10 protein-coding genes and 1 tRNA gene are annotated in these 12331 nt (G+C 69.8%); 7 read left to right on the forward strand and 4 right to left on the reverse strand.

Annotation, left to right across the window (positions count from 1 at the left end):
• Positions 1-93: 93 nt before the first annotated feature.
• Complete coding sequence (locus WFH00_RS03710; protein ID WP_336659282.1) at positions 94-1467, reverse strand: FAD-binding oxidoreductase; 1374 nt, start codon at positions 1465-1467, stop codon at positions 94-96.
• Positions 1468-1520: 53 nt separating this feature from the next.
• Here WFH00_RS03710 and gluQRS point away from each other — a divergent pair, with 53 nt between their 5' ends.
• Positions 1521-2459: a tRNA glutamyl-Q(34) synthetase GluQRS gene (gene gluQRS / locus WFH00_RS03715; protein ID WP_336659283.1), complete on the forward strand. Its 939-nt coding sequence runs from the start codon at positions 1521-1523 to the stop codon at positions 2457-2459.
• Here gluQRS and WFH00_RS03720 read toward each other — a convergent pair.
• Together WFH00_RS03720 and WFH00_RS03725 are read right to left on the reverse strand one after the other, a co-directional pair.
• The gene (locus tag WFH00_RS03720; RefSeq protein WP_336659284.1) at positions 2449-2799 is read right to left on the reverse strand and encodes a spore germination protein GerW family protein; all 351 of its coding nucleotides are present in this window, start codon (positions 2797-2799) and stop codon (positions 2449-2451) included. The genes gluQRS and WFH00_RS03720 overlap by 11 nt on opposite strands.
• A gap of 93 nt (positions 2800-2892) precedes the next feature.
• Positions 2893-3657: an SGNH/GDSL hydrolase family protein gene (locus tag WFH00_RS03725; RefSeq protein WP_442918798.1), complete on the reverse strand. Its 765-nt coding sequence runs from the start codon at positions 3655-3657 to the stop codon at positions 2893-2895.
• A gap of 352 nt (positions 3658-4009) precedes the next feature.
• On the opposite strand from WFH00_RS03725, the gene WFH00_RS03730 reads away from it, so the two are divergent.
• The 3 genes from WFH00_RS03730 to WFH00_RS03740 all read left to right on the forward strand — a co-directional run bounded on the left by WFH00_RS03730 (position 4010) and on the right by WFH00_RS03740 (position 7546).
• Positions 4010-5821, forward strand: a complete 1812-nt coding sequence (locus WFH00_RS03730; protein WP_336659286.1) for a DEAD/DEAH box helicase — start codon at positions 4010-4012, stop codon at positions 5819-5821.
• 156 nt (positions 5822-5977) lie between these two features.
• Positions 5978-6062: transfer RNA gene (locus WFH00_RS03735), tRNA-Leu, on the forward strand.
• Between the two features lie 518 nt (positions 6063-6580).
• Positions 6581-7546, forward strand: a complete 966-nt coding sequence (locus tag WFH00_RS03740) for a Fic family protein (protein WP_336659287.1) — start codon at positions 6581-6583, stop codon at positions 7544-7546.
• A 30-nt stretch (positions 7547-7576) separates the two neighbouring features.
• On the opposite strand, the gene WFH00_RS03745 is transcribed toward WFH00_RS03740, so the two are convergent.
• Positions 7577-8506 (reverse strand): EamA family transporter, encoded by a 930-nt coding sequence (locus WFH00_RS03745; RefSeq protein ID WP_336659730.1) that lies wholly within the window; start codon positions 8504-8506, stop codon positions 7577-7579.
• A 229-nt stretch (positions 8507-8735) separates the two neighbouring features.
• On the opposite strand from WFH00_RS03745, the gene WFH00_RS03750 reads away from it, so the two are divergent.
• The 3 genes from WFH00_RS03750 to mshC all read left to right on the forward strand — a co-directional run bounded on the left by WFH00_RS03750 (position 8736) and on the right by mshC (position 12331).
• Positions 8736-10049, forward strand: a complete 1314-nt coding sequence (locus WFH00_RS03750) for a M20/M25/M40 family metallo-hydrolase (protein WP_336659288.1) — start codon at positions 8736-8738, stop codon at positions 10047-10049.
• A gap of 147 nt (positions 10050-10196) precedes the next feature.
• Positions 10197-11090 carry an undecaprenyl-diphosphate phosphatase gene (locus WFH00_RS03755; RefSeq protein ID WP_336659289.1) on the forward strand — a complete coding sequence of 298 codons (894 nt, stop codon included), beginning with the start codon at positions 10197-10199 and terminating at the stop codon, positions 11088-11090.
• Positions 11087-12331, forward strand: a complete 1245-nt coding sequence (gene mshC, locus WFH00_RS03760; RefSeq protein WP_336659290.1) for a cysteine--1-D-myo-inosityl 2-amino-2-deoxy-alpha-D-glucopyranoside ligase — start codon at positions 11087-11089, stop codon at positions 12329-12331. The genes WFH00_RS03755 and mshC overlap by 4 nt, the downstream gene beginning before the upstream one ends.

Genomic DNA, 12331 nt, shown 5'->3' on the forward strand with positions numbered 1-12331 from the left:
TGCGACTCGAACCGTGTGCGGATCGCAGTGCGTGCGCACTGCCTTCGACACTGCCGGAGCTCACCGCCGATGCCCACCCGGTTGACAAACCCCTCAGATGGCGCGACCCGGCGTGAGCACCCCCGCGGGATCGAGCGCCGCCTTGATCGAGCGCTGCACCGACAGCGCGACGTCGTCCTGCTGCCACGGCAGCTCATGGCGCTTGAGCGAGCCGATGCCGTGTTCGCCCGAGATCGTGCCGCCCAGCGAGAGCGCGAGGCGCGTGATGTCGTCGAGCACGGCGTCGGCAGCGACGATATCGGCGGCCGCGTCCGACGACTCGACGGTGCTGTGCAGATTGCCGTCACCCGCGTGCGCGACCGTCGACACCCGCTTGCCGTGGCGCGCCGAGATCTCGGAGATGCCGCGGAACACCTCCGCGAGCGCCGCGACGGGCACCCCGACGTCGCACGACAGCTTGAGCCCGCGGGCGTTGAGCGCCGGGTTCGACAGGCGGCGGGCTTCCAGCAGTTCGTCGGTGTCGGAGATCGCGGTGTCGTCGGCACCGAGGGATCGGCAGAGCGCCGTGATCGCCTCGGCCTCTGCCTGCGCGTCCGCTCCGAAGTGACCCACCGTTTGGCCCACGAGCATCGCGCCCCGCGGTACGGTGAGCCCGCTGGGGCGGAACGACTCGATGATCTCGACGCTCAGCGCGTCCATCAGTTCCAGCACCTCGGGGCGTGCTTGCCCCGCGACAATCGCGGAGACCGCGCGGCCCGCCGACTCGAGGTCGCGGAAGCTCGCGCGGAACGTGCGCGGCTCGCCGGCCGGCACGGGCTTCAGGCGCACGGTCGCCTCCGTCACGACGCCGAGGGTGCCCTCCGACCCGACGAAGAGCCTCGTCAGGTCGTAGCCGACGACGTTCTTGCGGGTGCGCGCGCCGGTGCGCAGCACGCGGCCGTCGCCGAGCACCACCTCGAGCCTTGCTACGGAATCGCTCGTGACGCCGTGCGCGACGCAGCGGAGCCCGCCCGCGTTCGTCGCGATGTTGCCGCCCACGGTGCTGATGCGGGCGCTCGCCGGGTCCGGCGGGAAGAAGAGCCCGTGCTCGCGCGCCGCCGCGTCGAGCTCGGCCGTGATCACACCGGGCTGCACGATCGCGAGCCCGTTCGCGACGTCGATGTCGATGATCCGCGCCATGCGCTCGAGCGAGATCACGAGCCCGCCAGCGTAGGCCATCGCCCCGCCCGCGAGCCCGGTGCCCGCGCCGCGCACGCTCACGGGGGTGCCGGTGCTGCTCGCCCAGCGGAGCGCCTCTGAGACGTCCGCGGTCGACTCCGCGAGCACCACCCCGATGGGGTCGCCCTCGAGTGCGGCGCGCGAGGTGTCCCGTGCGAACGGCCGCATCAGCTCGGGATCGCGCACGAGGCGGTCTCCGAGAATCGCCTCGAGCGGTGCCACGTCTGCAGGGGTGGAATCTGGGCGCACGGTGCCTCCTCGCGATCGGAGTTCCAGGGTATCGCCGTGAGAGGATAGACCGCATGACGGGCGCCGGGGGAGCAGGACGGTACGCGCCCAGCCCCTCGGGCGAGCTGCACCTCGGGAATCTGCGGACGGCGCTCATCGCTTGGTGCTTCGCGCGATCCACCGGCCGCCGTTTTCTCATGCGCATCGAAGATCTCGACCGCGCGCGCGATGCCGGCAGCGGCGGCGCGCAGCTCGACGACCTCGAGCGCATCGGCATCGACTGGGACGGCGTGGCCGTGCTGCAGTCGGAGCGCGGGGCGGATCACGAGCGCGCGATCGCGCGGCTCGCAGACGCGGGGCTGGTGTACGAGTGCACGTGCACGCGGCGCGACATCCTCGCGGCGCCGAGCGCGCCTCACGCGCCGCCCGGCGCCTACCCGGGCACCTGCCGCGACTTGAGCGAGGCCGAGCGCGCCGCGGCCCGTGCCCGTATCGCGCCGCGGCTCCCGGCGCTCAGGCTGCGCGTACCCGAGGGCACGGTCGCCCCCGAGTTCGACGACGTCCTGCTCGGGCGGGTGCGCGGCGACATCGACGACTTCGTGCTGCGCCGCGGCGACGGCACGGTTGCCTACAATCTCGCGGTCGTGGTCGACGACGCGGCGATGGGCGTCGACCAGATCGTGCGGGGCGACGACCTCGCCTCGTCGACGCCGCGGCAGATCCTGCTGCAGCGCCTCCTCGGACTGCCGTCGCCGCCCGAGGTCGAGTACGCCCACGTGCCGCTCGTGCTCGGGCCGAGCGGTGCGCGCCTCGCGAAGCGCGACGGCGCGGTGACGCTCGCCGAGCTGCGGCGCACGGGCGTCGACGCGGCGACGGTGCGCTCGTGGATCGCCGAGTCGCTCGGGCTCGCGGCGCCGGGGGAGCGCGTGTCGGCCGCGCAGATCCTCGATCGCTTCGACCCCGCGGCGCTACCGCGCGAGCCCTGGACGTGGAGCCCGGCCGCTACTTCTTGAGCGCGCGGATGACCCGCGCCAGCGCACGTCCCGCGACCCACACGAAGGGAACACCGACGGCGAGGAGCGCGACGATGTTCGGCTCGAAGCGGGTGGCGCCGTCGCGGGTCACGTACGAGCCGAGGGGCACGGCGACCCCGCCACCGCCTCCGCCCGATCCCTCGCCCTGCGCGACGCCCTCGCCGGCGCCGGCGCCCTCGCCCGCCCCGAAGCCGTACGCGGTGTAGGCGACGGGAATGAGCGTCGTGCCGTCGACCTCGATGGGATCGCCGTAGGCCGAGTGGACTCCGACCTGGACCAGGGTGTCTGCGAGCTGCTTCGTGAGGTGCATCTGAGTCATGCGGCTCACCCTAGCCGCTCGCCTGCGATTGCGGGAGCCCCTGGCGACGGCTGCGCGGTGCGCTCGTCGCGCTCCGTGATGGGCCGCCGAACCCTACGCTTCGTCGGGTCGCGGCACGCGCACCGCGGCGGGCACGGGCCGCTTCGCGACGATGCGGTCGCCCGAAGAGACGTGTCGAATGCGGCGGATCACCCACGGCACGAAGTGCTCGCGCGCCCAGACGACGTCCTCGCGGCGCGCCTGGCGCCAGCTGCGGAAGGGCAGGGGTGGCGGATCGAGCGGCGCGAGATCGTGGGGAACGCCGAGCGCATCGAGTGCCGCGCGGGCGATCGTGTGGTGTCCGAGCGCGTTGAGGTGCAGGCGGTCGCCCGCCCAGTAGCGGCTGTCGTGCAGCTCCTCGAGCGCCCACTGGTCGACGACGATGCAGTCGTGGCGCTGCGCGACCTTGCGCACGTTCTCGTTGAAGATCGCCACCTTCCCGCGGATCGAGCGGAAGACTGGCTGGAACGCGGTGTCGACCCCGGTGAACAGCAGGATCGTCGCGCCGCCCACCTCGAGGCGCTCGACCACGCGCTCGAGCTTCGCCGCGACCTCGTCCGGGTCGGTGCCCGGGCGGATCACGTCATTGCCGCCCGCGCACACGCTGATGAGATCCGGGCGCAGGTCGAGCGCGGTGTCCACCTGTTCGTCGGTGATCTGCTGGATGAGCTTGCCGCGCACCGCGAGGTTCGCGTAGGCGAACTCGTCGTCGAAGCCGCTGAGCACCTCGGCGAAGCGATCGGCCCAGCCGCGAAGGCCGCCCGGGCTGTCCGGGTCGGGATCGCCCACGCCCTCGGTGAACGAGTCGCCGAGGGCCACGAAGCGGGACCAGGGGAGCTGGACCGGGCTCTGAGCGGCGGCCTCGTTCGGCGCCTCGCAATCCGCCGCCGTGCCGTCAGGCGACCCGGCTTCTGGTGCGATGGAGTCCGGTGCGTGGTTGCCCGGTGCGATGCCGCCCGCTGCGTGGTTGCCCGGTGCGATGCCGCCCGCTGCGTGGTTGCCCCGTGCGATGCCACCCGCTGCGGTGCTGTCCTGCGCGGTGCTGTCCTGTGTCATATCTCACCTCTGAGTCGGGAAGTTCGGGCGAGCACACCGCGAACGGGGAGGGGACGCCCGGCGGGGACATCCGCGAGGACGCGGCGCTCGGGTTACAGCGTTAGTCTAGAACGTTGTGACAGATTCGGAATCGGGCCTCCACCTTCCGGGGACCAGCGCAGCCGAGCACCTGCCACCGGCCTATCCCGAGCGGGCCGCCCACGGTACGGCTGGAACGCTGCGCGCCTGGCAGGAAGAGGCGATCAAGCGCTACCTCGACGCGAACCCGCGCGACTTCTTGGCGTCGGCAACGCCCGGCGCCGGTAAGACGACGTTCGCGCTGAGGCTCGCGGCGATCCTGCGCTCGAATCACACCGTGCGGCAGATCATCGTCGTCGCCCCCACGGAGCACCTGAAGTCGCAGTGGGCTGACGCGGCCGCGCGCGCCGGGATCCGCCTGAACCCGGACTACTCGAACAGCGACGGGCTCGCGTACGGGCGGCACTTCCACGGGGTCGCCGTGACGTACGCGCAGGTCGCGATGAAGCCCGTGCAGCACCGGCTGCTCACCGAGCACGAGAACACGCTCGTCATTATGGACGAGGTGCACCACGGCGGCGACGCGCTGAGCTGGGGCGACGCGATTCGCGAGGCGTACGGCAACGCTCGGCGGCGGCTCTCGCTTACGGGAACGCCGTTCCGCTCCGACGACGCACCGATCCCGTTCGTCGAGTACGCGCCGCAGGGTGACGGATCGCGCCTCTCGCTCACCGACTACGACTACGGCTACGGTCGCGCGCTCGCCGACGGGATCGTGCGCCCGGTGATCTTCATGGTCTACGCGGGGAAGATGCGGTGGCAGACCTCGGCGGGCGAGGAGATGGAGGCCGCGCTCGGCGAGGGCAACACCAAGGACGTGACGTCGCAGGCGTGGCGTACGGCGCTCGACCCCGCCGGGGACTGGATCGCGAAGGTGCTGCGCGCCGCCGATCGCCGTCTCACCGAGGTGCGGCAGCAGATTCCCGACGCTGGCGGACTCGTGATCGCGACCGACCACGCCGCCGCGAAGTCGTACGCGGCGCAGCTCGCGGCGATCACGGGGGAGGAGGTCGCGCTGATCCTCTCCGACGACTCCGGGGCCTCCGAGCGCATCGACGAGTTCTCGAAGGGGGAGTCTCGCTGGATGGTCGCCGTGCGCATGGTGTCTGAGGGCGTCGACGTGCCGCGCCTCGCGGTGGGCGTCTACGCGACGAGCTCGTCGACGCCGCTCTTCTTCGCCCAGGCGATCGGTCGCTTCGTGCGGTCGCGGCGTCGCGGCGAGGTGGCGTCGGTGTTCATTCCGAACGTGCCCGCCCTCATGCAGCTCGCCTCCGAGCTCGAGAAGGAGCGGAACCACGTACTCGAGGGGCCGAAGAGCGCAGAGGAGATGTGGGACGCCGAGGCCGCGCTCATGGCGGATGCGGAGCGGGGGGATCAGGCGTCGTCCGAGCTCGTCGAGGGCGAGAACTTCGTCTACCAGGCGCTTGGCTCGGATGCGCACTTCGACCGGGCTGTGTTCGATGGCGCCGAGTTCGGCGGGTACGCCGAGGTCGAGTCGGAGGAGGAGCTCGACTTCCTCGGCTTCCCCGGGTTGCTCGAGCCGCAGGAGGTGAAGGCGCTGCTGCAGCAACGGCAAGCGCGGCAGGCGCGGCGGAGCGCGAACCGACAGGGGATCCTCGAGCACGCCCCCGAGAAGGCGGAGGCGCCCGAGGCGCTGCACCGCACGCTCGGCGAGCAGCGGAAGCTGCTGAACTCGCTCGTCGGCATGTACTCGAAGGTGTCGGGGGAGCCGCACAAGGACATCCACACGGAGCTGCGGCGCGTGTGCGGCGGGCCGGCGGTGGCGCAGGCGTCGGTGACGCAACTGCAGAAGCGGATCGAGCTGCTGCGGCGACGACTGCGGCCCTGACGCCCGTGCGCGTGCCTGCGGCATTTCGGCCGTCGGTATCCGGCGATTGCGGGGCGCGTGGGCGCGACGCGCGCGAGATCCCGGACCGATTCGAGTCGCCCTGGAAATCCGTGCTAAGTTATCTTCTGTTCGGCCGATGACGGTTCCGGATCGTTCGCGCGGGTGGCGGAATGGCAGACGCGCTAGCTTGAGGTGCTAGTGCCCGTATTAGGGCGTGGGGGTTCAAGTCCCCCTCCGCGCACGAACGAAAAATGGTCTCCGACCGGGGTTTCGACTCCGGCTCGGAGGCCATTTTCGCGTTGTTGAATTTTGGGCTGTGCGTCGGGGACTTGATGCCAGTAACCGTTCGCCGTATCGCCCTATTTCTCACTTAGAGCATCTAAAGTAGAAATAGAAGCGCGAAGGAGGTGGGCTGTGGGATATCACGTCGAACGTCTCTGGCATCCTGAGGCTGCCGGCGGTCTGAGCCGTCGCGATCGCCAGCCTGGCCGGTACCTCGCGTATGTTCCGGATGAATTAGGGACCTCGCTCCCGTCGCCGAGCGCTGCAGCGCAAAGCGCGGCCGAGGATGCACTTGCTGTGCTCGCCCGCGCGGACGAAAGGATTGGTGAGCGAGGACAATACCTCAATCATCTCCTCATTCGATCGGAGTCGATTTCATCCTCTTGGATCGAAGGGAATCGAGTCACCCCCAAGCGACTCGCAATCGCTGAAGTACTGCATCAGGGCCCCCGCCAAGCCCTCGATGTCGTCGCGAATGTGCGCGCGACGGAAGCGGCAATCGCCGGACTGACTGACCTCACTCGCACGATCACGGCCGATGACATCGTCGACTTGCAGCACGTCATCGAACCGCGACTCGAACGCGGGCTGCGCCAGGAGCAAAACTGGGTCGGTGGACCAGGCTGGTCGCCGCTGCGGGCAGCGTTCGTGCCACCCCCAGAAACTGAGGTAGCCCGCCTCGTCGAAGATCTCGCCAGTTTTGTGACCGAAACAGAGGGAAACCCGGTCGTTCGCGCCGCAATCGCTCATGCGCAATTCGAGACGATTCACCCGTTCATCGACGGAAATGGGCGCACGGGGCGGGCACTCATTCACACGGTCCTGCGCCGCACCGACGCGTTGCGGAACGTGCTTATCCCGATCAGTACGGTGTTCGCGGGAGACACTGACGCGTATATCGCGGGGCTGACCGGGTACCGCGCTGACCCGGTGCGGCTCGACGAGTGGGTGATCAGTTTCGCTCAGGCGACCGAGCGAGCGGCGGGTAATGCTGTGAGGCTGGCGGAGCGTATCGCCGCGCTTGATCGTACGGTGTTCGACCAGCTCGTGTCCTTCCGAAAAGAAAAGGGTCTGAATCCCGCGGTTCCACGAAAGGACGCGGTCGTACGACGCATTCTGGACACTCTCGCTTCGGATCCCGTGCTGACCGCCGATTCCGTCAGCGGACGTCTCGGTGTGTCCCCTGCTGCCGCGCATCGAGCGCTCGGCGAGCTGCTCGAGGCAGGCGTCCTTGGGCGCACGAAAGACCAGCGCGGGCGTCTTGTGTGCTGGACCGCCGACGGTCACCTTGCGCTGGTGGCGCTCACGGAGCGTAGCAACAGGGTCGGCGGGGGAGACACCCGTCAACGCGCGCCGCGCATCGGGCCCTCGCGCCCGGACGTCGACATTTCACTATTCGAAGATCAGCTTGCGGAGTCTCAAGAGGAGAGGTTCGACCCGTAGAAGCTCGCGGCGGAGCCGCAAGGCGCGGTGCTATTCGTAGTCTTTGGGACGGTCGGCGTCCGGCGTTTCGGGGTGCGCGGGCGGTTCCGGATTCGACGGGCGGTCGGGGTCGTCAGGATCCTCCAGGTGCTCCGGCGAGAGCGGCGCCACATCGGGATCGCCTGCGACTTCCCGCGATCCGCCCCGCTGCGCGGCCGCGCCGGCCAGCACCACGAGCGCGACGCCCGTCAGCTGAATCGCGGAAGGCAGCTGGCCGAGCACGATGGCGCCGAGCAGCATGCCGACCGCCGGTTCGACGGCCATGAGCGTACCGAATGCGGCCGGGGTCATGCGGCGCAGCGCGGACATCTCGAGCCAGAACGGCAGCACCGGCGCGAGCACGGCGAGCCCGAGCGCGATCAGCAGAAAGCGCCACTCGAAGTTCGCGACGAGGCCAGGGACGCCGACGACGGCGGAGCAGACCGCGGCGATGGGAATCGTGACGGCGAGGCCGCTGATGCCGGGGAAGCGGTCACCGACCCGCTGCGTCAGCAGAATGTAGCTGCCCCAGCCCACGCCCGCGAGGAGGGCGAAGGCGATGCCGCCGAGATCCACCGCCCCGTGCCAGGGCTCGGTGAGGAGCACGACGCCCGCGAGCGCAAGGAACGGCCACGCGAGCGCGCGGCGCGAGTGGCTTCTGATGGCGGCGACGGTCAGCGGGCCGAGGAACTCGATGGCGACCGCGGTGCCGAGCGGAATACGGTCGACGGCGGCGAGAAACGCGACGCTCATCAGCGCGCTCGCGGCGCCCAGACCGATGAGCGGGAGCGCATCGTCTCGGCGGATCGAGCGCAGTTTCGGGCGCGCGATCGCGATGAAGATGAGGCCGCCCATGAGGAGCCGCAGCCACGACGTCGTCGCGGGGCCGACCTCGGCGATCAGGCCGACCGAGAGCGCGCTCGAGAGCTGGATCAGGAACATCGCGGAGACGGCGACGCTCCACGGCGGGAGCCGGGTGCGCGCCGCGGTCACGAGAGGGTCGAACCGGGTGAAGCTCCGCCAATTTCCACGGGTGCAGCCTACTGCACGGCGTGGAGAAGGCAGGCTGGGGTGCGGATCGGCCGCGGCTCCGACCCGGATTCCCTGCTGCGGCGCGAACGGTTCTGTCGCTCGCTCGATGAATGTCGGAGGCTCCGACTACCCTAGAACCATGAGCCTCGAGACCCCTGATGCCGCGCTGTCGGAGACGGCACGGATCGCGCGCGACCTGATCCGCATCGACACCACGAACCGCGGTGGCGGCGATGCGGAGCCCGAGCGACCGGCGGCCGAGTACGTCGCCGCGTACCTGCGCGAGCTCGGCCTCGATCCCGAGATCATCGAGTCTGATCCGGGACGCGCGAGCGTCGTTGCGCGAGTCGCGGGAGCCGATCCGTCGCTCCCGGCGCTCGTGCTCCACGGGCACCTCGACGTCGTTCCCGCGGACCGAGCGAACTGGAGCGTCGATCCGTTCGAGGGCGTCGTGCAAGACGGCATGCTGTGGGGTCGCGGGGCCGTCGATATGAAGGACATGGACGCCATGATCCTGACGGCCATTGCCGAGCTGCTGCGGGCGGGGGAGCGCCCTCGACGCGACGTGGTTCTCGCGTTCTTCGCCGACGAGGAGAACGGCGGGGTCTACGGCGCGCAGTATCTGGTGCGCGAGCGACCGGAGCTCTTCGCCGGTGCCAAGACGGCGATCAGCGAGGTCGGGGGGTACTCCATCGACATCGCGGGCACGCGCGCGTACCTCGTGCAGACGGGCGAGAAATCGCTCGAGTGGATCCGGCTGCGGGCGCGGGGCACGGCCGCCCACGGTTCGCGGGTCTGGCACGACAACGCGGTGACGCGGCTGGCGGAAGCGGTCTCAGCGCTCGGGCGCCACGAGTGGCCGGTGACGCTCACCGAGACCACGCGCGAGCTCGTCGACGCGATCGCCGACATCCTCGGGGAGGATCGGCACGAGGTCGACGCCGAGACCGTCGTGCTGCAACTCGGCATGGCCGGCGGCTTCATCCAGGCGAGCCTGCGCAGCACGAGCAACCCGACCGTGCTGCAGGCAGGCTACAAGCACAATGTCATCCCCGACACGGCGGAGGCGCTCATCGACGTGCGCGCACTTCCCGCTGACCAGGAGACCGTGCTCGATCAGATTCGCGCGATCGTGGGCGACGACATCGAGCTCGAGCAGGTCCACTCCGACATCGGGCTCGAGGTGCCGTTCTCGGGTGAACTCGTCGACGCGATGACCGCGAGTCTGAAGCGAGCGGACCCCGAGGCGCGAGTGCTGCCGTATCTGCTCTCGGGTGGCACCGACAACAAGTCGCTCGCACGCCTCGGCATCGCGGGGTACGGCTTCGCGCCGCTGCGGTTGCCGGCCGGTCTCGACTTCCCGGGCATGTTCCACGGCGTCGACGAGCGCGTGCCGCTCGACGCGCTCGACTTCGGCCACGCGGTGCTCGCGGACCTGCTCCGCACGTACTAGCACGCGTTCGCCTCCGCGCCGCCCGCAGGCAGTGGATTCGTGCCGTATGTGCACCGCGATCAGGCCGCGGTCGCTCACCGTGGGCTAGTCTGGTCGGCGGCCCAATAGCCTGCCGCCGTACGCGGGCCGGGGCCCAGGAAAGGAAACATGGGTATCTTCGAGGCGATCCTCCTCGGCATCCTCCAGGGGCTCACCGAGTTCCTCCCGATTTCGTCGAGCGCGCACCTGCGCATCGCGAGCGAGCTGCTCGGCATCGGCGACGCGGGTGCCGCGTTCACGGCGATCACGCAGATCGGCACGGAGGCTGCGGTCATCGTGTTCTTCTGGCGCGACATCGTGCGGATCATCGGGCGCTGGTTCCAATCGCTCGGTGGCAAGCGGGTCGCGCGCAATGATCCCGACGCTCTCATGGGCTGGTGGATCATCTTGGGCTCGATCCCGATCGTCGTGCTCGGGCTGCTGTTCCAGGACGCGATCGACACGACCCTCCGCTCGCTCTGGATCACGGCGACCATGCTCATCGTCTTCGGCATCCTCCTCGGTATCGCGGATCGCGTGGGGCGCAAAGAGCTCTCTATCGAGCAGCTGACGTGGAAGCGCGGACTCGTCTACGGTCTCGCACAGTCGCTCGCCCTGATCCCGGGCGTCTCGCGCTCCGGCGGCACCATCACCGCCGGCCTGCTCATGGGCTACCGCCGTGAGGCGGCCGCGCGCTACTCCTTCCTGCTCGCCATTCCCGCCGTGCTCGGCTCGGGCTTCTACAAGCTCTTCAAGGAGATCGGCGAGCCGAGCGGCGGCGCCCCGATGTCGATGACGCTCGTCGCGACCGTCATCGCGTTCGTGGTCGCGATCGTCATCATCAAATTCTTCATGAGCTACATCTCGAAGCGCAGCTTCATGCCCTTCGTCATCTACCGCGTACTCCTCGGCGTCGTTGTCATCGTGCTGCTCAGCACCGGAGTGCTCTCGGCCGAGGGCGGCACTACCGTCGCCCAGGCCTCCGAAACCGCCCATGCGCTGTCCGTTGGAGGAGTGCTGTGAGAACCTGGACACCTCCGGAGATCCCCGAGCTCCCCGGTCAAGGCGTCGCCCCGAAGCTCTTCAACACCGCGACGGGCCGCCTCGAGCACCCCGCGATCCCCGAGGGCAAAGCGCTGCTGTACGTCTGCGGCATCACGCCGTACGACGCGACCCACCTCGGCCACGCGTTCACGTACCTGACCTTCGACATCATGCAGCGCGCCTGGCGCGACGCGGGCATCGAGACGGTCTACGCGCAGAACATCACCGACGTAGACGATCCGCTGCTGGAGCGGGCGAACGACACCGGCGTCGACTGGCGCGCTCTCGCCGACGAGCAGATCGGGCTGTTCCGCTCCGACATGTTCCGTATGGGCATGCTGCCGCCGGAGCACTACGTCGCGGTGACCGAGCAGATCGATGAGATCGCGGATGCTGTTCGCGAGCTGCGCGAGCTCGGTTACGCCTACTCGGTGCCCACTGACGACGCCGAGGGCGACGACATCTACTTCGATACCGAGGGCGCCTCTCGCGACTCGGAGTGGCGTCTCGGCGACGTCGCCCCCTACGACCGCGAGCTCATGCTGCGCCTGAGCGCCGAACGCGGGGGAGACCCCGAGCGGACGGGGAAGCGCGGAGCGCTCGATCCGCTGCTGTGGCGCGCCGCGCGCGCGGGGGAGCCGAGCTGGGAGACGTCGGTCGGTGTCGGTCGACCGGGATGGCACGTCGAGTGCTCCGTGATCGCCCGCGGTGCGCTCGGAGGCGCCTTCACGGTGCAGGGCGGCGGATCAGACCTGGTCTTCCCGCACCACGAGTTCACGGCGGCGCACGCAACCGCGCTCTCGGGCACGCCGCTCGCGCATGCCTACTGCCACGCGGGGCTGGTCTCGTACCAGGGGCACAAGATGTCGAAGTCGCGCGGCAACCTCGTCTTCGTCTCGCGGCTGCTCGACGGGGGAGCCGATCCGTCGGCCATCCGACTCGGCCTGCTCGCCCACCACTACCGCTCGGAGTGGGAATGGTACGACGGTGACCTCGAGACCGCGCGCCGGCGGCTCGAGGCGTGGCGTGAAGGCCTGACGCGTCAGAGCGACGAGCCGGTGGCGGCTGCGGCGGTGCTGCGGCAGTTGCGCTCAGCGATCGCGAACGACCTCGATACGCCCGTGATGCTCGCGACGCTCGACGCCGCACTCGATCGCGGTGTCGACTCGCCGGGTCTCATCGCCGACGCGGTGCTCGCGCTGCTCGGTGTGCAGCTGTAA

Source organism: Leucobacter sp. USHLN153 (assembly GCF_037145615.1).
GTDB lineage: Bacteria > Actinomycetota > Actinomycetes > Actinomycetales > Microbacteriaceae > Leucobacter.

Bases quoted from the DNA above. Each gene is read 5' to 3' on its own strand.
- WFH00_RS03745 (WP_336659730.1), bottom strand. From the start codon at position 8,506: ATGTTCCTGATCCAGCTCTCGAGCGCGCTCTCGGTCGGCCTGATCGCC.
- WFH00_RS03720 (WP_336659284.1), bottom strand. From the start codon at position 2,799: ATGACTCAGATGCACCTCACGAAGCAGCTCGCAGACACCCTGGTCCAG.
- WFH00_RS03750 (WP_336659288.1), top strand. From the start codon at position 8,736: ATGAGCCTCGAGACCCCTGATGCCGCGCTGTCGGAGACGGCACGGATC.
- gluQRS (WP_336659283.1), top strand. From the start codon at position 1,521: ATGACGGGCGCCGGGGGAGCAGGACGGTACGCGCCCAGCCCCTCGGGC.
- WFH00_RS03755 (WP_336659289.1), top strand. From the start codon at position 10,197: ATGGGTATCTTCGAGGCGATCCTCCTCGGCATCCTCCAGGGGCTCACC.